At 31.1% G+C, this 23,324-nt stretch carries 20 protein-coding genes; 2 read left to right on the forward strand and 18 right to left on the reverse strand.

Translation table 11 applies throughout. The features are described 5' to 3' along the window. Window positions 1-8 precede the first annotated feature (8 nt). Window positions 9-1,280: an ABC transporter permease gene (locus RWO76_RS03730; protein ID WP_314354362.1), complete on the reverse strand. Its 1,272-nt coding sequence runs from the start codon at window positions 1,278-1,280 to the stop codon at window positions 9-11. A 140-nt stretch (window positions 1,281-1,420) separates the two neighbouring features. Between RWO76_RS03730 and RWO76_RS03735 the strand changes: the two genes are divergently transcribed. Together RWO76_RS03735 and RWO76_RS03740 are read left to right on the forward strand one after the other, a co-directional pair. Beyond that, a complete protein-coding gene (locus RWO76_RS03735) occupies window positions 1,421-2,887 on the forward strand; it encodes a M protein trans-acting positive regulator PRD domain-containing protein (RefSeq protein WP_314354363.1) in 1,467 nt (488 codons plus the stop codon). Between the two features lie 71 nt (window positions 2,888-2,958). Then, window positions 2,959-4,331, forward strand: a protein-coding gene (locus tag RWO76_RS03740) for an IS3 family transposase (RefSeq protein ID WP_314354364.1) whose coding sequence is annotated in 2 segments (ribosomal slippage) — window positions 2,959-3,400 and window positions 3,400-4,331 — 1,374 coding nt in all. Because the reading frame shifts where the segments join, the coding sequence is not laid out codon by codon here. 195 nt (window positions 4,332-4,526) lie between these two features. Here RWO76_RS03740 and RWO76_RS03745 read toward each other — a convergent pair. The 17 genes from RWO76_RS03745 to RWO76_RS03825 all read right to left on the reverse strand — a co-directional run. Continuing rightward, window positions 4,527-5,561 carry a prephenate dehydratase gene (locus tag RWO76_RS03745; protein ID WP_314354365.1) on the reverse strand — a complete coding sequence of 345 codons (1,035 nt, stop codon included), beginning with the start codon at window positions 5,559-5,561 and terminating at the stop codon, window positions 4,527-4,529. Beyond that, window positions 5,554-7,029 carry an O-antigen polysaccharide polymerase Wzy family protein gene (locus tag RWO76_RS03750; RefSeq protein WP_314354366.1) on the reverse strand — a complete coding sequence of 492 codons (1,476 nt, stop codon included), beginning with the start codon at window positions 7,027-7,029 and terminating at the stop codon, window positions 5,554-5,556. The genes RWO76_RS03745 and RWO76_RS03750 overlap by 8 nt, the downstream gene beginning before the upstream one ends. Before the next feature lie 4 nt (window positions 7,030-7,033). Beyond that, a complete protein-coding gene (locus RWO76_RS03755) occupies window positions 7,034-8,158 on the reverse strand; it encodes a glycosyltransferase (protein ID WP_314354367.1) in 1,125 nt (374 codons plus the stop codon). Next, window positions 8,148-8,981: a phosphorylcholine transferase LicD gene (locus RWO76_RS03760; protein ID WP_314354368.1), complete on the reverse strand. Its 834-nt coding sequence runs from the start codon at window positions 8,979-8,981 to the stop codon at window positions 8,148-8,150. Before RWO76_RS03760 ends, RWO76_RS03755 begins: the two co-directional genes overlap by 11 nt. Before the next feature lie 15 nt (window positions 8,982-8,996). Continuing rightward, a complete protein-coding gene (locus RWO76_RS03765; RefSeq protein ID WP_314354369.1) occupies window positions 8,997-10,025 on the reverse strand; it encodes an alcohol dehydrogenase catalytic domain-containing protein in 1,029 nt (342 codons plus the stop codon). Continuing rightward, window positions 10,026-10,733: a 2-C-methyl-D-erythritol 4-phosphate cytidylyltransferase gene (locus RWO76_RS03770; RefSeq protein WP_314354370.1), complete on the reverse strand. Its 708-nt coding sequence runs from the start codon at window positions 10,731-10,733 to the stop codon at window positions 10,026-10,028. It lies immediately after the preceding gene. Between the two features lie 15 nt (window positions 10,734-10,748). After that, window positions 10,749-11,789 carry an LCP family protein gene (locus RWO76_RS03775; RefSeq protein WP_314354371.1) on the reverse strand — a complete coding sequence of 347 codons (1,041 nt, stop codon included), beginning with the start codon at window positions 11,787-11,789 and terminating at the stop codon, window positions 10,749-10,751. A 32-nt stretch (window positions 11,790-11,821) separates the two neighbouring features. Further along, on the reverse strand, window positions 11,822-13,162 hold the full coding sequence (locus tag RWO76_RS03780) for an LCP family protein (protein WP_314354372.1): 1,341 nt from the start codon (window positions 13,160-13,162) through the stop codon (window positions 11,822-11,824). Between the two features lie 92 nt (window positions 13,163-13,254). Further along, on the reverse strand, window positions 13,255-14,265 hold the full coding sequence (locus RWO76_RS03785) for a glycosyltransferase family 2 protein (RefSeq protein WP_314354373.1): 1,011 nt from the start codon (window positions 14,263-14,265) through the stop codon (window positions 13,255-13,257). 61 nt (window positions 14,266-14,326) lie between these two features. Continuing rightward, window positions 14,327-16,132, reverse strand: coding sequence for a nucleoside-diphosphate sugar epimerase/dehydratase (locus RWO76_RS03790; protein ID WP_314354374.1), 1,806 nt, complete (start codon window positions 16,130-16,132; stop codon window positions 14,327-14,329). 23 nt (window positions 16,133-16,155) lie between these two features. Continuing rightward, window positions 16,156-17,370, reverse strand: a complete 1,215-nt coding sequence (locus RWO76_RS03795) for a DegT/DnrJ/EryC1/StrS family aminotransferase (RefSeq protein ID WP_314354375.1) — start codon at window positions 17,368-17,370, stop codon at window positions 16,156-16,158. Window positions 17,371-17,397: 27 nt separating this feature from the next. Continuing rightward, window positions 17,398-18,090: a sugar transferase gene (locus tag RWO76_RS03800; RefSeq protein ID WP_314354376.1), complete on the reverse strand. Its 693-nt coding sequence runs from the start codon at window positions 18,088-18,090 to the stop codon at window positions 17,398-17,400. 224 nt (window positions 18,091-18,314) lie between these two features. Further along, complete coding sequence (coaBC, locus tag RWO76_RS03805; protein ID WP_314354377.1) at window positions 18,315-19,523, reverse strand: bifunctional phosphopantothenoylcysteine decarboxylase/phosphopantothenate--cysteine ligase CoaBC; 1,209 nt, start codon at window positions 19,521-19,523, stop codon at window positions 18,315-18,317. Then, the gene (locus RWO76_RS03810) at window positions 19,516-20,115 is read right to left on the reverse strand and encodes an ECF transporter S component (RefSeq protein ID WP_314354378.1); all 600 of its coding nucleotides are present in this window, start codon (window positions 20,113-20,115) and stop codon (window positions 19,516-19,518) included. Before RWO76_RS03810 ends, coaBC begins: the two co-directional genes overlap by 8 nt. A 143-nt stretch (window positions 20,116-20,258) precedes the next feature. Beyond that, window positions 20,259-21,302, reverse strand: coding sequence for an LLM class flavin-dependent oxidoreductase (locus RWO76_RS03815; RefSeq protein WP_314354382.1), 1,044 nt, complete (start codon window positions 21,300-21,302; stop codon window positions 20,259-20,261). Between the two features lie 138 nt (window positions 21,303-21,440). Next, entirely contained in the window at window positions 21,441-23,168 is a 1,728-nt protein-coding gene (gene ptsP / locus RWO76_RS03820) for a phosphoenolpyruvate--protein phosphotransferase (protein ID WP_314354379.1), read from the reverse strand. Between the two features lies 1 nt (window position 23,169). After that, window positions 23,170-23,324 (reverse strand): HPr family phosphocarrier protein (locus RWO76_RS03825; RefSeq protein WP_314354383.1); only part of this gene is annotated, 155 nt, incomplete at its 5' end.

Raw genomic sequence — 23,324 nt, forward strand, 5'->3', positions numbered from 1 at the left:
TCATTCTCCTAACTCATTTTTGATAATATTTCTTTTGGTTTTTTCATTAAAAAGATTCCTAATGTTACAGCAAGTGAGAATACAATCACCATTGCTAATAATGCATAACTTTGACTAAAAACGCTAATTACTGCCTGTTGTGCTCCTTTTGAAATAATGTTTCCTAAAGGAGATTGTTCCTGATCCATCGATATAAATCCATTCATTAATTGATGCACCATAATAGGTCCTACTCCAAGCGAAACAAAAATAGCTGGAATCGTCAATAAAAATAATTCAACAAAGAATTTTCCAATAATCCAAGCTTTATGAATTCCAATCGATAATAAAATACCAATTTCATAAATTCTTTCTCGAACACTTAGCATTAACATTAAAGATAGAACAACCGCTCCAGCAATTAATATGCCTACTGTCATCCACTGAACCATACTTTGAAGACCTGTAATACTTTCTAAAATATCATCGAAATCTTGCTTTTGATCCTCGATTACAAACTCTTCCCAATTGAATGGTAAAGCTTCTATTGCTTGTTTCATTTTTAGTAATTCTTCGCTAGAAGAAGCATAGAGATTTAATCCTGTCACAATTTCTTCCGCCCCACTAGAAAATGCATTTCGAAATGATTCATAATCTGTAAAAACGGTATTTTCACTAAAATCAGAAGTTAATCCTGTATATGTTTCTTGCTTTTTCCCAGAAAAAATTCCAACAATTTCATAGTCTACTTTTTTCTTCTCTCCAGTTTCTTGTTGGATTACATCAAGAGTTATCGTATCTCCAAGATTTAATTGATTTTTAGAAGCTAATTCTTCATGAATCATAATTTTATGAACATCCGTTGCTTCTATCATTTTTCCCTTTAACAATGAGAAAACTCCACTTGAGAATAGTTTTTCTCGATTCGCTTGGCTACTAGAATTGAGCGAAACAACATTTTTCATGTCTTCATCAATATCATCTCGTTGAATTTTTTCTTCTCCAGTTACCACTGAGTGATTTTCTAATTTTGCAATTGTTTGATAATGTTTTTCTAAAGACTCATTATCTGCAACTTTTTTTATTTCTTCCACTTGTTTAAATGAAAAATTTGTTCCATCTTTTTTTCTAAATTCAAATGAAGAAGTGGTCGTTTGTTTTAGTTGTTGCTGCACTATGGAAGTCGTAGATAATAACCTCATACAAGCAAATATACAAGATAAAATGACACTAAATATCATAATTAGTATCATACTTTTCTTTTTCTTTCTGAAAACATAAAGTACTGCATTTTTTATCAAAGGAATAACTCCTCTCTCATTTCTTATCTGTAACTTATTATAAAGAGCATTTATGAAATGTATATGAAATGTAAATAGTGAATTCTTTATTTTTTTCACTATCTATGATACATTTATGAAAAACATTGTAAGGAGACAATATGAGACTATTACTATCCTCCAAAGAAAAAAGACAGTTGGAATTAATGGAATTTTTAATTACCACTCGAAAATGGACACATATTAAGATTTTATCTGAGAAATTTATGTGTACGGAGCGTATTTTAAAACAAGATATTGCTGAATTAAGAGAAGCTTTTCCAAATATTGATATCCAATCTTCCACAAATGGTATTCGAATTTATTCTGCTAAAGAAACAAGTATTGAAGATATCTATAGATATTTCTTTGCAAACTCACAAAATTTCACTCTATTAGAATATATTTTTTTTCATGAAGGAGAAAGTATCGCTGAAATTAGTAATGCTTTTTATACAACTCCTACTAATTTATATAGAATTGTCAATAAAATGGAAAAGGCAATTGAAACTAAGTTTAAAATAAATATACAGTTATCACCTGTTTCAATTACCGGAAACGAAATTGACATACGTTATTTTTTTGCTCAATACTTTTCTGAGAGATATAATTTTTTGTATTGGCCATTTATAGACTTTAATGAAAATGATTTAGATGAATTTGCAAAATATTTTTATACACCAACAAATTATCCAATGGGATTTGCGATATTCCATATGTATAAATGGATGGTTATGATTGGAATTTATCGTGTGAAAAATAAACATTATGTACCTATTCCGGAGAATTTCTTTGAAGAAATATTCCCACCATTTGCTCAGTTACCAGATATAGAAGAAAAACTAGCTTATTTTTCAGAGAAATTTCAATTAAATTTGACTCCAGAATTACTAGCACAAATCTTTATTTCTTTTATTCAAGACACCATATTTTTAAGCCCAGAAGAATTTTCTAATTCTTTAGGAGAAGATACGTACGCTAAAAATTCAAGTAATTTATTAGATCAAATGCTAACAAAAATTGAAAATAAACTGCAAATTCATTTCAATAATCGTAATGAATTAATTTGGCATATGCATAATACAGTGCATTTAGAACGTCAGGAAATTTTTACTGACCCTCTACTATTTAATCAAAAACAACGCACAATTTTAAATTTTGAGAAACATTTTTCTAAAGCTTTTGAAATAATGAAAGAAGAATTACTTCAATATTTAAAAGCCATGAACCGAACTCATACTCCTGAACATATTAATCATTTAATCTATACTCTTTTTACTCATGGTGAGGATACTGCAGTACAATTATTACTAAATCGTCCACCAGTAAAAGTATTAGTTATTAGTAATTTTGACCATGCACATCCAATTACATTAAAGAATATTCTTTCTTATTATTGCAATAATCGCTTTATATTTGAAACTTGGACTAAGGTTGATCTATCAACTGAAATTTTAAATAAAACTGATTTTGACATTATTGTTGCAAACTTTTACATTGAAGGCCTAAATAAAGAGTTTATTTGCCATAATGATTTAACGATTATGGAATTAGTAAACCATTTAAATAAACTTTCCAACTCATTTTAATCTAAAAATTCCCCTGTCTGTACTGCACCCCAAAAGTTAGACATAAAAATCTAACTTTTGGGGTGTTTTTTATGAAATTAACTTATGAAGATAAAATAGAAATTTATCAACTAAGAAAACAAGGTGAAAGCTTAAAGAATCTTTCAAAGAAATACAATATCGCCGATTCTAATATTAAATACTTAGTTCGATTAATTGATCAATATGGAATAGAAATTGTTAAAAAAGAAAAAAATCGTTACTATTCACCAAAACTAAAGCAGGAAATAATGAATAAAGTTCTTCTAGAAGGTCGTTCACAATTAAGTGTATGTATTGAGTATGCACTTCCGAATCGTGGCTTACTTTCGAATTGGCTAGCACAATATAAGAAAAATGGGTATACTATTGTTGAGAAAACAAGAGGGAGACCAAATTCAATGGGACGTAAGCCAAAGAAAAAACAAGAAGAAATGACAGAATTAGAACGTCTTGAATTAGAAAATCTATACTTAAAGGCGGAAATTGCTGTTCTAAAAAAGTTGAGGGAACTACGATTGAAGGAGGAAAAGGAGGAAAAAGAGAAAGAAGAAAAACTGAAATTGTTCAAGAATTAATCAGTGAGTTTTCATTAGATATTCTTCTTAAGGTGATTAAATTAGCTCGTTCAACATACTATTATCATTTAAAACAAATCAACCAACCAGATAAGAATCAACAACTTAAAGATGAAATACAAGCCATTTTTACCGAACATAAGGAAAATTATGGTTACCGTAGAATTCATTTAGAATTAAGAAATCGTGGCTTTAAAGTGAATCATAAGAAGGTACAACGCTTAATGAAAGTACTTGGTTTAATTGCCCGTATTCGTCGTAAACGCAAATATTATTCATACCAAGGAGATGTTGGAAAGAAATCAGATAATCTGATTCAACGTAATTTTGAAGGATCTAAACCAATGGAAAAATGCTATACAGATGTAACGGAGTTTGCCATTCCAAGTAGTGAACAGAAACTATATTTATCACCAGTCTTAGATGGATTTAACAGTGAAATTATTGCGTACAATCTTTCTCGTTCACCTAACTTACATCAACTAAAGGTAATGTTAAACGAGGCATTTACAGATGACAAATACGAAAATACTATTCTCCACAGTGACCAAGGTTGGCAATACCAGAATGATTCTTATCATCGATTTTTAGAAAGTAAAGATATAAAGCCGTCTATGTCACGTAAAGGAAACAGTGCAGATAACGGTATGATGGAATCTTTCTTTGGTATTTTGAAATCAGAAATGTTTTATGGATTTGAAAAGGAATTTAAGTCTCTTGACGAATTAGAGAAAGCCATTATTAATTATATTGATTATTACAACAATAAACGTATAAAAATCAAACTGAACGGACTGAGTCCTGTAAAATACAGGATGTATCATTCAAACTCTGCTAGTATTGCTTAACTACAAAATCTATTTGAACGTTTAATGATATATCAAAAAAAAACGCGCCAAAAATTTTGGCGCGAACCCCCTAGGGGGTTATTCATACATTTTATCAATCAAAAAGAGACGACTAAAGTCGTCTCAAAAAAAGTCTAACTTTTTGGGGTCACTTCAGTCAGTAATTCTGACAGGGGAATTTCTTTTTATGTTTCTTTATAGTGGAAATACAGCTACACCAATAATTTTTTTATCAAAATTATGCAATTCTTGTAATTTTTTCTCGAAATCAACATATCGTGTCTTACCAAATTCTTCAACGAATAAATATGCATCCAATTGACAAATTCTTTCAAAATTAGAAGCTTCTACATATTCAATCGTAACATCTTGAATTTTTTGTTCCAATTCTTTTGCGATAACTTTACTTGAAGTTACAACGGCAAACTCTCCAAGACTTTCTTTTTTATAGCGAATTAATTGGCGTAATACTTCTGTATTTTCAATTTCAAACACTTGATGAATATCGTATTTTTTAAAATCTCCTACGCGATTCATTGTTGGATTGAATAAATACCAAACAAAGTTAATGAAGACAACAATGAATCCTGCTAAAATAAAAACAACAACATTTCTTAATACTAATTGTTTAAGATTGAAATTTGATACTGTTGTTTCACTTCCACCGACTTCTTGAGAATTAACTGTTTCCAATTTATTAATTGTAACATCTTTGAATACATCTTTATAACTATTCATTAAAGCATCAACTTTTCTCTCAATTAATTGATTTAAAGCTGGACTTGTTGTTAGAGCTTTAACTGATACTCCTGTATAATCACCTAATGAAGTTACAATAATTTTCTTATCCCAAAAATCTGTATCTGAATTTCTTAATTGAGTCGTATTACTAGCGATTTCTCCAGCAATTTTTGAAACTTCTTGATCCGTTGAATCATTAAATAAATACGCGCCATTCATATTTGAACTAATTAATTTTGAATAGAAGTAACTAAATTGATTTTTATTATTATTTGCTTCTATATTAAATTCTTTTTCAGGTGCATTAATTTTATAAATCAGATAACTTGAGTAACTTGTACTATTTTTTACAACTGATTTTGAAGTAATCGCTTTATAACTCATTGGTAATGCTATTAAGAGAAATAAGACAATCACTGCAATTGCATTCCATTTTTTCTTTTTCTTTAAATTAGCTAATAAATCAGCTAATGAATAATTTTCAAACATGTATATAACCATCCTTTGCTAATGTTGTATGATAGATCGGTTTCTTCATCAAATAAGAAATTAAAAAAATCAAAATTATGACTACCCAAAATTGCATAGTAAACAAACTAAAAAAACTTTCTGAGAAACTACTTCTCGCCATAAAAAATAAATTTCCAAGAACTAGTAACGATATGGTAAATCCAAGTAATGTTTTTCGATAAGCAGAATTTATTAAAGCAATAAAAATAAACCCTAAAATACAACTTGTAATAAATAATCCTATGAAACCATAATCTGTATAGATTTCCATCATATAACTACTTCCAATACCATGACCATCTAAATATTCCTGTTTTAAAACAAGATATGAAATATTATGGGCATAACTATTACTTTCTAAAGCCAGTTCAATACTATTCGTTGTAGTTTTAAAAGCAGTAGTCCCTAATAAATTGATTCCAATATTTCCTCTATAAAAATAATCAATAATTGGACCAAATGTAAAATTTCTCATTTCTCGTATAGGTAAACTACTTCGATATAAATAACCTCTCGCTAAAACTCCAAAACTCGTTCCTTGTTTATAAATAAAATCGACTAATAAGGCAAAGATACTATCGAACTTCAACTGTGCTCCATCTCGAATATAGTTCATGGCTCCCATCGCAAGCATTAAAACGGGAGTACCAACTCCTAATGCAATTTTTTCTCTACGTCCAAGCCAAATTTCTTTTTTATCAGAGTAATGACGCATAAAGAAATAAACAAAAGCAAATAATAAACTTAAAATAAACGGATTTCTCGTGCCTATTACCAAATGAATAAGATTTGATGCAACATATAAACTAAGTATAAATATAGATGACTTTTTAGAAGGCTTCGTTGCTAAATAGACACATAGTGCATAAAACATAAAGGCAGACAATATATAAGTAAAGTATGGTAATTTACTTGTAAAATTCGCATAATAGCCATAATATGTAGTTTGTAATCTAAATATTAAGCGTTCCAGTAATCTTAATACATAAAAAGGATATGTTATCCAAAATACCGCTATTGAAACTCTTCGAACTTGTAAAACTAATCGATTATAAGAAGTTTCATCAACAGGATTTTCTTTTTTCCGAATAAAATATCTAACACCTATCATTCCACCTAACCATAATCCTAGTAAAGATACTAAAATAATATTAAAAGTAAATACATAGGCGTCTTGTTGGTAAGTCTCAAAACTTCCAATTCTTAAATAATCAATTAATGGTCTTGAAAATAAAAAAATAAAAATTGTCATATAAAACAAGGCATGAATTAATTGATATTTTAAATGATGAAAACAAAATAACGTATGAGCAATAAAAACCATTACAACAGTATATAATAAAGTCTCTAAATGATGATTATTTAAATAAATCAAATAAAAAACGATGGATATACCATAGCAAAGAGTTGTGATTACTGCATGAAGTTTTCTTAAAGAATCCGGCATCTATCTAACTCCTTTCTTCTTTAGATGATTGAAATAAATCCTCTATTTGTTGTAGCTGTTTTTCAACAGTAAATATTTTAATAAATTTTGAATAGGATTCAGAAATTCTCTTATCTCCAGAAATATATCCCTTTAGAGCATTGATAGCTTCCTGATTAGACTCAATAACTTCTCCAAATTGTCCTTCAGCAGATAGTTCTTCTGATCCACCTACATTGCTAGAAACAAAAGGAATTCCTAGAGTCACTGCTTCGACAACAGCTCCTGAAAAACCTTCTTGTTTCGATAATGACAATAGAACTTTAGCTTGTTTCAAAATAGAATAAGGATTTTTTTGATAGCCTAGAAAATGAACCTTATTCTGCAATTGAAGACGTTCTACTTCTTCTTTTAAGAATTTTTCCTGCTCTCCACTTCCAATATAGTATAAATGAACATCAGGCAATTCTTGTTGTAATGTATTAAAGACTTCTAACACACGATCAGTACCTTTTAAATCTTCTAAACGCCCTATGACACAAATGCTATTTTGTTCCAAGGTAACTGGGGCAACTTCTTGTGATTTTTCCAAAAGAGAGGTAAAATCATACCCATTATAAATCGTTTGAATTTTATTTTTAAACATTGGATAAACTGTTTCAATCGATTCTCTTGTTTTTTTAGAAATAGCAATAATTTTATCAGCACTACTTAATTGTTTAAAATGGTTATTACGATAGTGAGCTTGATTTTCTTCTAAAAATGCTTCGATACTTCCATGAATCCAAGCAATTTTTTTTACTTCTTTTCTTTTAGAAAAAGGAAAAGCTGGATTCATAATTGTAAAGGATACTTCAATATCATAGTTATCTTTGATCAACCATTTTCTAACTAAATATGGGAAATAGATTCTTAAACGCCATAAAATTGCTTCTACTAATCGTCCATATTTTTTCTTTTTGTACGGTTTTAAAATTCGTACCCCTTCCGGAACAGCTTCATATCCTTTATCAAAATGTTCCATTTCTAAAATATCGATTTGATATTTATCTAAATCTAAATTTGATACAATAGTAGATAAAATTTTTTCAGCGCCTCCTCCTAATGAGAATGACCACATGAAAAAAAGTACTTTTTTCTTATCTGCCATAATATTCACCTTTATAATGTGTATAGCTCTTCTCTAAATCTACAAGAACTGCATCATGATGAGCTACTTGTTTTTCTACTGGTGGTGGTGTCATATAATCTCCAAAAGCAGTTTTTAAATATGCATCATATCCAATTGGAATTGGTAATTTCGTTTCTTCAAAAGGAAGCCATAAAGCGTCCTCAAAACTTGAAATTGGATACTTTTTCTTCATATAGTATGGCCCAGAACAAAGTTCAGTAATCCCATCACTTTCTTCTTTTGTATATTTTGTCATTTCAGCTTCAGCTTTTTTCCAAATTTTATAACGAAGTTTTTTAGAAGGAATAAGCTTTAATAAAGCTTGACTTCCCCACTTCATAATCCCACCATGCTTTTCTGGAATAGTTTGGGCACAAAATAATGAATAGACTAAAGCAGCTATCACTTGTTTTTTTCGTGATAGCTCATTAGCTGGATAATAATCTAATGGAAGCACATCTAGTGCTAATCCATGTGGAATATCCAAATCTTGTTGATAGGGTTTGATACATGTCGTTTGAGTATCTCTTATCGTAATAAATAAATTACGATCAATATAATTTTCATTGCTTTTAGATAGCTGATAACGACTATCAGCTTTTTGTGGCCATAACTGAGCCAATTTTTCATAATCTTTTCTTGGCATGAAGAAATCTAAGTCATCATCCCAAGGAATAAATCCTTTATGTCGTAGAGTTCCAATTGCTCCTCCACCACATAAGTAACAAAGTAAATCATTTTCTTTACAAAATTGAACGAAATACTCTGCCATTTCTAAACACTTCTCTTGAAGTGGTTCCATGATTTCACCTCATTATTAAATATCCCATTTTGCAACTGTCTTAAATGGTGTAACAGTATCTTCCTCAAAGAAATGATAAATGTCTTGGATATCTTGAATTTTATTTGATTCATGAATAATTAAATTCAATCTTGAGTGTACTTGAGGACGTTCCATCATTTGAACCGCTCCTTCAAAATCTTCACGTCCTGAGCGTGAACTACCGACCCAAGTTAATCCTTTTTCTAAAATATCCCTAGTATTTAATGGAACTTCAAATTCACTAACCCCCATCATGACAACTGCACCTTGAGGTTTAATATGTTTAATAATATCTCGATAAGCTTCTTGAGTTCCCGTTCCACCAACACATTCAAAAGCATGATCAAACGTGAAACCATCTTCAATTTCACTCACATCATACACTTCATCTGCAAAAGAGAACAAACGTAATTTATCATGATTTTTCCCAACTACAATAATCGTTGAATTAGGAAACTTCTCTTTTGCAAGAGTTGCAACAACATAAGCTAGACTTCCAGAACCCCATACCACAATACGATCTCTTCTTGAATGTGCTACTTGTTTCATTCTTGTAATTCCATGAATCCCAACGGAAACAAATTCTGTAATCGCAGCTACTTTTGATGGAATTGTTTCATATTTAACCACACGATTTTTAGGAATTGTGACAAATTCTCTCATAAATCCATCATGTCCACTTGAACGGAAATAACCACCTGTCACATAGTTTTCATAAAATTCTGTTCCCTCTTCAAATTCTTTTGGAGGTTGGTTTGGAATCATGACAACCTTATCTCCAGCTTTATACGTTCCGGAAGCATCACTAACAACAATCCCACAACATTCATGAATTAACGCCATCGGCAATTTCTTTTGTAAAATTTTAGGTGGTCGTGTTCCTTGAAAATATCGTTGGTCTGCATGGCAAAGTGCAATATAATTTGGTCGAACAACTACTGTATCTTCTTGTTCCATTTCAACGTCTTCATATTTTACAGAAAAATAATGCGGACGAATCAATTGATATACTCGATTAATCACTTAGATCTCTCCCAACATTGCTTCAGCAATTTTTAAATCCGTTACTGTAGTAATTTTAATATTTGAATATTCCCCTTGAACTAATCCAACAGGAGTATTATTTAATACAAATACTTTACAAGCATCTGTTAAAATTTGTTTCACATCTTCTTCCATTGATTCATAAATATTTACAAATGCTTGAATTTTAAACGTTTGTGGTGTTTGTCCTTGATACATATGTGTACGATTTGGAATAGATGAAATAACTTTTCCATCTACAGATTCAACAATTGTATCATTTGCAAGAACTACTGTATCTGCTACATCATACTCTTTCATTGCAGCAATATTTTCTTGAATCATTCGATATGAAACAAATGGTCGAACTGCATCATGAGTAATTAAAATATCATCTGTCGTTTCATCAGATTTTTCTTGAATATCATGAATAATATTCATAATACTATCGTTTCTATCTTTTCCACCAGAAACAACACGAATTTTTTCTTTTTGTGTTGGAACATATTTATGAATTAAATCTTCAAAATAAGTCATCCAATTTGGATGAACTGCTACATAAATAATATCAATATCTGGAACAAATAGGAATTTCTCAACGGTATGCATAATAATTGGTTTTTTTCCTAATGTTAAAAACTGTTTAGGCATATCTTGAATCCCCATACGAGTTCCTGTTCCCCCAGCTAGTATTCCAGCGTAGATCATTTATTTTCCTTCTTTCTATGGTGTAGTTAAATGTAATAAGTTCTCTCTTTGTTGCAATAATGGATAAGTTGTCACAGTTTTTTGTCCTAAATATTTACGAATTAAATTTGATTTTTCTAGTAACTCTTCATCTGTTGCATAAGAGTAGTAAATTTCTTCTCCAATAGAATTCGGTAATAATAATGAACGCTCTTCCATAAAAGCTTGTTCTAAATGTTCAAACGATGGTCCATAAGTGTTTTTTAATGCCATAATTTTTCCAATTGGAATATCTGTTTTTACATTATTTTTTACAGCATTCATAATTTTTTCAAAATTCGTAATTGATTTAAAAGACATTAATTTTCCCACTAATTGTTCAATGACTATTCTTTGACGTTTTTGACGTCCATAGTCACCTTCAGGATCATCATAACGCATTCTTGCAAAACGTAAAGCACTTTCTCCATCCAGTAGTTCCGTTTTTCCTTCCACAAAAGAACGCTCTTCATAAGTAAATGTTAAAGGACTTGTTACTTCAATCCCACCTACTGCATCTACAAATTCCATTAACCCTGACATATTAATTTCCATATAAAAATCTATTGTTGTATCAAATAATTTCTCAACAGAATTAATAGCCATTTTAGCATGTCCATATGCATATGCATGATTGATTTTATCATAAGTATTTAAGCCAACAATTTCTGTGTACGTATCCCGAGGAATACTTAATAACTGTGCTTTCTTTTCACTAGGATTTGCAGTTAATAAAAGCATAGTGTCACTTCTACCATCTTCTTCTGTTCTTCCATAAGCACCATTATCAATCCCTAATAACAAAATATTAATTGGTTTAGCATTTTCGATAATTTCATTTGCTTCTTCTTCTGTACGATTCCCAACATCATGAGTAATTTGATGAATCGTATGATGAAATAAATTTAATTTATCTGCAAAAATTATTGAAGCTCCAACTAATAATGCAGCAATTAATATAAAAGTAAATAATAATTTACCTTTTTTCTTTTTTTGTCTTCTTTTAGAACGAAGACCAAAATCAGTATTTTCTACCATTTTATTTCCTCAAATTCTTTAAAATATTTTGCTTATTGATTATTTTTATTTTTCACTTCAGGAGCAGCCTGCTTAGGAGCAACTGTTGTATTACTTGTTGCAGGTGTTGTTGCTGCAGAATTTTGTTGAGTTCTAGTTGGTGCTACAGTAGTTGGTTGAGTAGTTTGAGCACTTACTGTAGTTTCAACTTTTTTATCATCATTTTTCTGAACAGTTGTTGTTGAATTTGATTGTGTTGGAGTCACTGGAACTACTGGAGTTACCGGAGCTGCTTTTTGTGTGTTTTGTACCGGTGGTACATATGCAGGTTCAACATAATTATCTTTAATTTCTTCTTGATAGAATGAAGAATTAGACGGTTGATGATTCTTAATATCAGGAACTGTTTGTTTTTCCTTAGTTTCAATATGTTTTAGAGTATCTACTTTTTCTAACTCTAGACTTTCACGTAAAACATTAGAAATACGAATTTTTTCTTCCTCAGGAACAACAAAGTAATATATGCCATCAATCATCGTACCAGATCCACTAATTGTATCACTTTCAAAATTAGCTAGTGCATTAGAATAATTATTTTTAATAGATAGTAATTTATCTATAGTAAAGTTTGTTCGAACTGATTTTTCTAAAGTTTTTAAAATTTCTTCATAGCGTGTTACAGAAGTAATATTTAATAATTTTTCTAATAATTTCTGAATCACGTACTGTTGACGTTTTTGACGTCCCATATCTCCTTCTGGATCATCATAACGCATTCTTGCATATCTTAAAGCAGCTTCTCCATCTACGTGTCTGTCGACTCCTTCAGTAAATGATTCATCTTCATATGTGAAAGTTAAAATTGGAGTAATATCTAATCCACCTACTGCATCAACTAATCCTATTAATCCTCCCATATCAACTGTTACATAATAATCTATTGGGATATTTAGCATATTTTGAACACTATTAATGGACATAGTTTCTTTTCCAAATGCATAAGCATGATTTATCTTATCATTTGTTCCATAACCAATTATTTCTGTATATGAATCACGCGGAATACTTACTATTGTTGTCTTTCCTAATTTTTCATTTACCGTTACAATTAACATCGTATCACTACGACCAACTTCTGTTCCACGACCATATGCACCATTATCAATTCCTAATAAAAGCACTGAAAAACTATCTGTATCCTGAATTTCTTTATCTCGTAAATTAACCGTCTCTACTTTTTGATGTATTGTACTTTCAGTTTTTGCCAATCTGGCACGAATAAAGAGTCCAATACTTGTTAAAAGAATGATGGCTATTATTATAATAAAAATTATCCATTTTTTTCTTTTATTTTTTAAAATTTTCTCATGAATATGATTTTCTAATCTGCTCAATTTTTTCAACCTCTCTTATATTTACAATCAATTTATTATATCATAATTTTTCTGTTTCATGAGTGAAGATTTAATACTTTTTAACATTATTTCTACTCATTATTCTCATAATATGTTTTCTTCCACCAAAATCCTTCTATCCATCCACGAATTGTTCCTATTCCATAAAAAATATGAACTGAAATCATCATAATTGGAATCAATATTCGAGTGATATGAAACGAATGTGTCGAAATTTCAAAAATCGATAATCCGATAATCGATAATAAATAAATACTCACTAATAGGAAGAATGGCAATACTGAAATCCCTGCAACTAAAATAGTTGCTAATAAGGTACTTACAAAAATCCCAGGTACAAAATGGAATAAAGATAAACATTCACGGCAAACATGGCTTGTTAATCCAATCCAATAACCATTTCCATATTTTTGTTTTAACATTTTTGAGTAGGTTGGACGTATATATTGGAAAGATTCAATCGAAGTATCATACCAAATTTTAAATCCATTTTTACGAATACGATAATGAAACTCATTATCTTCCGTACGAACTAATTTTTCGTCAAAATATCCAACCTTTTCAATTACTTCTTTATGATACATACCTTGGAATACAGAATCGACATATCGACTCTTATCACCTTTACGATAATTAGCGATGCTACTACCTAATGCAGATTCTTCTACAATATGTAATGTTTTTGCTAACTCATCATCTGTTTCAACAATCGTTGGTCTTCTTCCCCCACAAACTCTTTCTCCTCTTTCAATCACATCTACATTATTTTCAATGAAATCTTCTGGAATATGAGAATGAGCATCAATTTTTAAATAACAATCTCCATCGGAATGTTTAAACCCTAAATTTAAACCTGTATTTAATGTTTTCTTTGGATTATCAAAAATCTTAATTGCATAAAATTCATGTTGATACTTTTCTTGAAATTCATTCATTAATTTTCTTGTTCCGTCTGTTGACATCGCATTAATTAAAATAATTTCAATTTGTTTATGTGGATAAGTTTGATGTACTAAACTTTCAAAAATTGCTGGTAAATAATTTTCTTCGTTATAAGCGCTAATTGATACTGAAACTAACATAATTTCTCCTTAATCTGTGTTTATGAAAAGAAGGCTGGATCATTTTCCAGCCTTCTCTATTTTATTTCTTTTTATTCGCAATATCAATCAATTCATCATGTAATTCTTGTTCTGAATAATTTTCAAATTTTTCAATAAAGTCATATACACGATCAATTTTTGAATTATCTGCAATTCCAATATGAATTTTAGGGAAAATTTGTTTTGGATTAATTTCCCCCTCATTCAATAACTCTTCATACATTTTCTCACCAGGACGTAATCCAGTAAATTTAATTTCAATATCATCTTCACTGTAACCTGATAAACGGATTAGATTTTTCGCTAAATCAACAATACGAACTGGTTTGCCCATATCTAATACGAAAATTTCTCCTCCACGTGCAAGAGATCCAGCTTGAATTACTAATTGTGCTGCTTCTGGAATCGTCATAAAGTAACGAACGATATCTGGATGAGTTACTGTAATTGGCCCACCTTTTGCAATTTGTTTCTTAAATAATGGAATAACAGAACCTCTTGATCCTAATACATTTCCGAAACGTACGGCTACATATTTCGTTGATTCACTCTTTGTTGCCATATCTTGAACAATCATTTCACATAATCGTTTTGTTGCCCCCATAATATTTGGTGGATTAACAGCTTTATCCGTAGAAATCATTACAAATGTTTTTACTTTAGCATGATTAGCAGCTTCTGCAACATTTCGTGTTCCTAAGATATTATTTTTTACTGCTTCTCTTGGATTAATTTCCATTAGAGGTACATGTTTATGTGCAGCAGCATGATACACAACATCTGGACGGTATTTTTCCATCACTTCGAAAATACGTTTTCTATCTTGAACATCCGCAATGACAGGCGTAATTCTAAAATGTTCTGCATATTTTCCAAGTAATTCCATATTTAATTGATAAATACTATTTTCTCCATGTCCTAAAATAATTAATTCTTTTGGACGGAATGAAGAAACTTGTCTACAAATTTCAGAACCGATTGATCCACCTGCTCCAGTTACTAAAATTCGTTTTCCACGTAATTGTTTTTCAATTAACGTTTGATCCAATTCAACTGGATCTCGTCCAAGTAAATCTTCAATTTCAACATTCCTTAATTGTTGTACATGTAAATTTCCGGACATAACTTCATCAATATTTGGAAGAATTACACATTCTGCTCCAGTTTTACGAGCTAAATCATAAACTTCATTTAGTTTTTTATTTGGTAATGAAGGCATCGCAATAACCACTTTTGTAATGCCCATTTGTTGAACAATTTTTTCGATATCTTTTGTAGTTCCTAAAATACGAACACCGTAAATATCTTTTCTTTGTTTTTCTGAATCATCATCAACAAAGGCAACTGGCATCATTCTCATTTTTGGATGCATTAACATTTGGCGAACTAATAATGTCCCTGCAGCTCCAGCACCAACAATTAAAGTTGGTTTTGCATTTTCCATAACGACATTATCCACAAAGTATTCTCTAAAAATACGCATTGATAGACGTACGCCTCCAATAGCACAAACTAGTAGAAGCCATAACACTACTACAAATTGCCAAGTTACTAATGTTTTAAACCAGACAATTCCTGCAATTGTCGAAACAATTACTGCAGCACTGACACATTTAACAACAGTAATGACTTCATAAACACTCGCATATTCCCAATCTCTCCAATATAAATTTAAGAAATAGGAAAATACATAATAAGCTGCTAAAGATAATAATGCTGTAACTGTTAAGGCATGTATATTACGAATAAGCCCTTCTGTTACAAGTCTAAAACTTAAAAATACAGAACCTAATACAATGATTGAGTCTAATACGAATAGTAATAAAATTTTTAATCGATTATTCATCTACACTTCTCCTTACTCCATCATTAAGCTTCTAATACTTCTTGAACGACTTCTTTATAGTTTTGAATAATATATTGAATATCTTCGTCCGATAGTAAAGTGTGTAATGGTAAGGTCACTTCATTTTCAAAATAACGATAAGCATTAGGATAATCTTTAATATCGAATCCTAAATTTTTATAAGCTGTTAATAATGGTAATGGTTTATAGTGGACATTACAAGAAATACCACGCTCTGCCATTTTTTCAATAATGAGTCCTCTTTGTTCGTAAGAAGCTCCATTTACTCTTGTAATATATAAATGTCTTGAAGATTCATAATGATCTGTTTGATGTGGTAAAACTTGAATAAGTTCAGATTTTAACCCATCATCTAATTGGTTTACGATTTCTTTTCTACGATTTAAAATTCCTTCGTAGCGCTCTAATTGAGCTAATCCAATAGCTGCCATAATATCTGCCATATTACATTTATATCCTGGAATTTCAATATCATATTCCCATGAACCTGGTTTTGTCTTCGCTAAGGCATCTTTTGTTTGTCCATGTAAGGAATAAATTTGGAATGCTCGATAAATTTCTTCATCATCTAATCCATTCTTAGGATTCCAAGTAATACAACCACCTTCAGCAGTTGTTAAATTTTTAACTGCATGGAATGAATAAGAAGCAAAGTCAGCCACTTGAGCAACTGATAATCCATTAATTGTTGTTCCCATCGCATGAGCTGAATCAGAAACTACAATGATTCGATTAAAGTGAGCTTGCAAGGCATTATTTGCTGAAAATAAGTCTTTTTTCTTTTCTACTACTTCAAAAATACGAGTATAATCACAAGGAACTCCACCTAATTCAACTGGAATAATGACTTTAGTTGCTGGTGTTATCGCTTGTTCTAATAAATCATAATTCATTTCATAGTGGTTTTCTTGAATATCTACTAATACTGGAGTTGCTCCAACATGTTCGATTACACTACATGAAGCTGTATAAGTATAGGCAGGAACGATAACTTCGTCTCCTTCACCAATTCCTAATACTCGTAAAGCTAATTCCAATGCAGCTGTTGCTGAATTTAAGCAAACTGTTTTATCCGTTCCTAAATAAGCTGCTAATTGTCTTTCAAACTCTTTTGTTTTTGGTCCAGTTGTAAGCCAACCTGATTTAAGCACTTCTGTTACTAATTCAATTTCTCGATTGCTAATATCTGGTGGTGAAAATGGAATATTTCTAATCATGTCTCTTAACCTCCGATTGTTTATTTACTATTTTAAAACAGCAAATACAGTTTGAAGCATTACTTTTATATCTTGAGCAACACTTACTTCTTCAATATAATCGATATTATATTGCATTTTTTCTGGAAGGATCTTTTGGATATAAGCTTCATCTGCTGTTAATCCTTGCTCCATCCATTTAGAAATTTTATCCGCTTCATTTCTAAACTCAATACTTGATTTTGAAGTGATTCCTGCTGGTAACAATAATGTAACCATCATTTCTTCAGAATAGGCATCTACATATTTCTGTACTTCAGGACGAGTTCCTACAAAACTCATATCTCCAATTAGAACATTAATTAATTGTGGTACTTCATCTAAACGGAAACTTCTAATTTTTCTCCCAATTTTTGTAATTCTTGAATCATTATCTTGAGTTACTAATGGTCCCATTTTATCAGCATTCAAGACCATTGTACGGAATTTAAAAATTCTAAAGACTCTTCCATATGTCGTAATTCGTTGCTGTCGATAAAAGATAGGTCCACCATCTTCTAACTTAATACAAATACTTAAAACTAGAAAGATTGGTGATAATATTACTAAAAGCATTAGTGACAAACAGATGTCAAAAAGACGTTTGAAAAACAACGTCGCTTTTTTCTTTTGCAATACTTCCATTGCTTGTAAAGTATAATGATTTCTCATAAATTCTGGCATTTGATGTTCTGTTTTCATATCTACTCCTCTCATGCCTAATAAACCTTCATCATTATAGCACAAATTCGACCACTGGAATAGCTTTCCAACAGTTTTTTAATAAAACAAGGAAAGTTTTCTGAGTTTTTCTTAATATTTTTAATAATCTTCATTTAGTTTTCCTTTAAAGAAACAAAAAAGACTTTTCATATAGTCATAGAGTCAAACTATGCTAAATTAGAAAAGTCATTTTTATTAAATTCTTATATATACTGAATTAAATTCTTCCAAATTTCTTTTGCTAATAAATATTTCGAGACTTTAGGCAACAAAATTTCTTCACCTGTTTTTGATAAAATCGTCACTTGATGCGTATCAGCACCAAAACCAATCGATTGATCTGAAACATCATTTGCAATAATAAAATCTGCATTCTTCTTAATAAGCTTTTGTTTGGCAAACTCAATGACTTGATGCGTTTCTGCAGCAAAACCAATAACTGTTTGTCCTTCTTTTTTCAAACTACCTAATTGTTTTAAAATATCTGGATTTTTAACTAGAGTTAAAGTAATTTCATCTTCATCATCTCTTTTTTTCATTTTTTGAGTTGCTGGTTCTTTTACTCGATAATCTGAAACAGCAGCAACCATAATGGCAATGTCTACTGATGAAAAATGATTCAACACTTTTTCTTGCATTTCTCTAGCAGATTCCACATACTCAATTTTCACTCCTTTAGGAACAGGTAAAGCAGTTGTGGCAGAAATTAAAATAACTTCTGCTCCTTTTTTTACAGCATCTTCTGCTAATGCATATCCCATTTTTCCAGAAGAATCATTCGAAATATAGCGAACGGGATCAATTCTTTCTTTTGTTCCACCTGCCGTGATTAAAACCTTTTTCCCTAATAATGGCTGTTCTTCTTGCTCAAACAAATTCATTTCTTTGATTTGTTGAAGAACTTCCTCTGGTTCAGGTAATCTTCCTTTTCCTGAATATCCCTCTGCTAAGAAACCCACAGCTGGTGCAATGAAATAAACACCATCATTTTTTAATTGGGTACAATTTCTTACTGTAGCTGGATTTTCCCACATATGTTCATTCATAGCAGGAACAATTACTTTAGGAGCAGTTGTAGCAAGTAATGCACTTGTCACAAAATTATCTGCAATTCCATTTGCCATCTTTGCAATTGTATTAGCTGTTGCTGGAATGACAATCGCTAATTCACTCCAATCTGCAAAATGAATATGTTGCACAACTGATGGATCATTTTCACCAAAAGTGTCCACCATTACTTTTTCTTTCGTTAATACTTGAAACGTCAAAGGTGAAACAAATTGACAAGCTGATTTAGTCATCGCAACTTTTACTTGTGCACCTTCTTTAATTAATAATCGTACAAATAAAAGAGCTTTATATGCTGCAATTCCTCCTGTAACATACACAGCTACTTTCTTTTGATTAAGCATTCTTCATTCTCCGTTTTTCCATTAATTTTAAAAGAACTCCACCCACAACTGGTACAATAATAGCAGAAGCAATAGCTTCCGGAACACCATTTGTTCCAACAATCGTCATTAAAAATACTGGTAATTCTCCAAGAGTTTTTTGTAATTTTTCAGCATATTGATTTCCTACAAGGAAATAAATTAAAGATAATACTAGAGTTGTGTTTAATAAGCTTCCAAAAGCTCCTACAATACTCATTCTCAAATGACTAGATGAAATAACTTTTTGTAAGGCTACGAAAAGTAGTCCGGAAAGTAATCCAACTAGTGCACGAGGAACAATTGCAATTAAAGGATTTGTAAACACTAATAAACTAATGGCACTTCCTGAAGTAAATGCTCGAATAAAAGAGCATACACCCCAAACCGTTCCTAGTAATAATCCCGTTTGCCATCCCATTATACAAGCACCAATAATCACTGTAATATGAATAATCGTAATATCAATGACGAGTAATGGTAAATTCCCTAAAAACGGAATAAAACTTTGTAAAATAATTATTGAAATTAAAATGGCTGTAAATACTAACCTAAATATTTGATCTTTTTTCATTAGAACACCCCTATTAACACATTTTCTCTCATTATACTCTTTGAAAATCTGTCATGCAATGACAAAATTATTTATCAAAAGCTATTCGCTAAACACCCTTTATCGCTTAAATATTCTGAATAGATACTTCCTATATGATTTATCTATTTATTTTCAAAATATGCTCGTACTTTTGGAGCTACCTCACGTCCAAATAATTCAATTGCTTTTAAAATATCTTCATGTTGCATAGACCCTAAAGGTAAATGCAACATAAAACGGTCTAGCCCCAACACTTCAATCATTTTAATTAATTTTTTAGCTACTGTATCAGGGCTACCAACTAGCATTGCTCCTTCTGGACTAACACTTGATAAATATTGTTCAAATGTTAATGGTTGCCAAAATGGACGGTCTTTTGAAATTGCATCGACAACTTGTTTAGTTGGATGGAAATATTTTTGAATCGCTTCTTCATCTGTTTCAGCAATAAATCCCCAAGAATGAGATGCTACTTTTAATTGTTTTTCAGAGTGACCTGATGCAATTCCAATTTTTTTATAATAATTTATTAATCCTTTAAAATTCTCATACTTTCCACCAATAATAGCATACGCAATCGGCAACCCTTTTTGTGCAATTTTAACGGTAGATTCTGCATTTCCACCAGTTGCTACCCAAATCGGAAAATCTTCTTGGACAGCACGTGGATATACTCCTTTATGTTTAACTGTTTGAGTCAACTTCCCTTGCCAATCTAATATTTCTTCTTCCTTAATTTTTTCAAGCATCTCCAATTTTTCATTAAATAGTTCTTCATAATTGGATAAACTATAACCAAACAGTGGGAATGATTCTGTAAAAGAGCCACGTCCTACCATTATTTCACTTCGTCCATTTGAAATGGCATCAATAGTTGCAAATTGTTGATACACTCGTATTGGATCAGTAGAAGATAATACTGTTACTGCTGAACTTAATTTAATATTCTTTGTAACAGCCGCTCCTGCTGCTAATATTATTTCCGGCGCAGAAACCGCAAAATCTTTACGATGATGCTCACCAATCGCATAAATATCCAAACCTACTTCATCTGCTAATTTCATCTCTTCTATTAATTCACGAATGCGTTTATCATGTGTAGGAGTAATGCCAGTTTCTTCAATTTTAGTTGTTTCACCAAAAGTACTAATTCCTAATTCAATGATGATACTTCTCCTTTAATCTTTAATATCAAAACAATTGTCTCAAACTTAAGAATCTTAGTCGATTATTTTGCTTATCGACATATACATCGTTAAAAACAAAAAAAGAGTGAGATTTCTCTCACTCCTCATTATTTCACATTATAATTTTGAAACTGCTTCTTCAACTAAAGCTTCAACTTCTTGTACAGTTGCACATTCATTGATTGCTTTATCTGCTAAAGCTTTCATTTCTTCTAATGTTAATTTAGAAATTAAGCTACGTGTTTTTAATACGCTTGATGCAGACATTGAGAACTCATCTAAGCCTAAACCAACAAGTAATGGTACAGCTGTTTGATCTCCAGCCATTTCTCCACACATTCCAGCCCATTTACCTTCTTTATGTGCTGAATCAATAACATGTTTAATTAATGTTAAGATTGATGGATTATATGGTTGGTATAAGTATGAAACGCGTTCATTCATACGGTCAGCAGCCATTGTGTATTGGATTAAGTCATTTGTTCCAATACTGAAGAAATCAACTTCTTTAGCAAATTGATGTGCTAATACTGCTGCTGCAGGAATTTCAATCATAATTCCCACTTGGATATCATCGCTAACTGCAACACCTTCAGCAACTAATTTAGCTTTTTCTTCTAATAATAATGCTTTTGCTCCACGGAAATCATTTAATGTCGCAATCATTGGGAACATGATACGTAATTTACCATAAACTGATGCACGTAATAATGCACGTAATTGAGTACGGAACATTTCAGGTTCATTTAATGAAATACGAATCGCACGATATCCTAAGAATGGATTCATTTCGTGTGGTAAAGGTAAATATGGTAATTCTTTATCTCCACCGATGTCCATTGTACGAACAACAACTGGTTTACCATTCATTCCTTCTAATACAGCTTTATAAGCTTCAAATTGGTCTTCTTCAGTTGGCATATCATGAGAATCCATATATAAGAATTCAGTACGGTATAAACCAACACCTTCAGCACCATTATTGATGACTCCTTCTAAATCTTTTGGAGTTCCAATGTTTGCTGCTAATTCAACTTGATGACCATCTTTTGTAAATGTATCAGCATCTTTTAATTTTTCCCATTCAGCTTGTTGCGCTGCAAATGCTTCTGCTTTAGCACGGTATTCAGCAACTACATCTTCAGAAGGATTTAAAAATACATCTCCTGATAAACCGTCAATAATGATTAAATCACCATCTTTAGCTAATGATGTAATTTCTTTTGTACCTACAATTGCAGGAATTTCTAATGAACGAGCCATAATCGCTGAGTGAGAAGTACGTCCACCGATATCTGTTACGAAGGCTTTAACATATTTACGATTTAATTGTGCTGTATCACTTGGAGTTAAGTCTCCAGCAACAACTACTACTTCATCTTTGATTGTAGCAGGGCTAGGGATTTTAACACCTAATAAGTTCGCTAAAATACGTTTTGATACGTCACGGATATCCGCAGCACGTTCTTGCATATATGGATTATCTTCCATACCAGCAAAAATGCTAATAAACATATCTGAAACTTCTTTTAAGGCATGTTCAGCATTTACTTTTTGAGAAGTAATCGCATCTTTTACTTGAGCTACTAATTCAGGATCACTTAATACCATTAAGTGAGCTTCAAATACTTGTGCTTCTTCTTCTCCAAGATTTTTTAATGCTGTTTCTTTAATTAATTCAATCTCTTTTGTTGAAACTGCTAAAGCTTCTTCTAAACGAGAGATTTCTTTATCTGTGTCTTCTACACTAATTTTTGTAAAGCTTAAATCTGGTTCAGTTAATGTATAAACTTTTGCGATTGCAATACCATCACTGGCTGCAATACCTTGTAAAGTTGGTTTCATACTACTCAGCTAATCCTTCTTTTTTCATTGTTTCATCGATTCCAGCAATTGCGTCTGCTGCATCTTCACCTTCAGCTGTAATAACTACGTCAGCACCTTGACCAACACCTAATGACATAACGCCCATGATTGATTTTAAGTTAACAGATTTACCTT

It is taken from the genome of uncultured Granulicatella sp., assembly GCF_963521425.1.
Classification (GTDB): domain Bacteria; phylum Bacillota; class Bacilli; order Lactobacillales; family Aerococcaceae; genus Granulicatella.

What these genes read in the sequence shown, in the direction of transcription:
- RWO76_RS03735 (WP_314354363.1), top strand. Translation starts at nt 1,421, where the DNA reads ATGAGACTATTACTATCCTCCAAAGAAAAAAGACAGTTGGAATTAATG.
- RWO76_RS03745 (WP_314354365.1), bottom strand. Translation starts at nt 5,561, where the DNA reads ATGTTTGAAAATTATTCATTAGCTGATTTATTAGCTAATTTAAAGAAA.
- RWO76_RS03750 (WP_314354366.1), bottom strand. Translation starts at nt 7,029, where the DNA reads ATGCCGGATTCTTTAAGAAAACTTCATGCAGTAATCACAACTCTTTGC.
- RWO76_RS03755 (WP_314354367.1), bottom strand. Translation starts at nt 8,158, where the DNA reads ATGGCAGATAAGAAAAAAGTACTTTTTTTCATGTGGTCATTCTCATTA.
- RWO76_RS03760 (WP_314354368.1), bottom strand. Translation starts at nt 8,981, where the DNA reads ATGGAACCACTTCAAGAGAAGTGTTTAGAAATGGCAGAGTATTTCGTT.
- RWO76_RS03770 (WP_314354370.1), bottom strand. Translation starts at nt 10,733, where the DNA reads ATGATCTACGCTGGAATACTAGCTGGGGGAACAGGAACTCGTATGGGG.
- RWO76_RS03775 (WP_314354371.1), bottom strand. Translation starts at nt 11,789, where the DNA reads ATGGTAGAAAATACTGATTTTGGTCTTCGTTCTAAAAGAAGACAAAAA.
- RWO76_RS03785 (WP_314354373.1), bottom strand. Translation starts at nt 14,265, where the DNA reads ATGTTAGTTTCAGTATCAATTAGCGCTTATAACGAAGAAAATTATTTA.
- RWO76_RS03790 (WP_314354374.1), bottom strand. Translation starts at nt 16,132, where the DNA reads ATGAATAATCGATTAAAAATTTTATTACTATTCGTATTAGACTCAATC.
- RWO76_RS03795 (WP_314354375.1), bottom strand. Translation starts at nt 17,370, where the DNA reads ATGATTAGAAATATTCCATTTTCACCACCAGATATTAGCAATCGAGAA.
- RWO76_RS03800 (WP_314354376.1), bottom strand. Translation starts at nt 18,090, where the DNA reads ATGAAAACAGAACATCAAATGCCAGAATTTATGAGAAATCATTATACT.
- coaBC (WP_314354377.1), bottom strand. Translation starts at nt 19,523, where the DNA reads ATGCTTAATCAAAAGAAAGTAGCTGTGTATGTTACAGGAGGAATTGCA.
- RWO76_RS03810 (WP_314354378.1), bottom strand. Translation starts at nt 20,115, where the DNA reads ATGAAAAAAGATCAAATATTTAGGTTAGTATTTACAGCCATTTTAATT.
- ptsP (WP_314354379.1), bottom strand. Translation starts at nt 23,168, where the DNA reads ATGAAACCAACTTTACAAGGTATTGCAGCCAGTGATGGTATTGCAATC.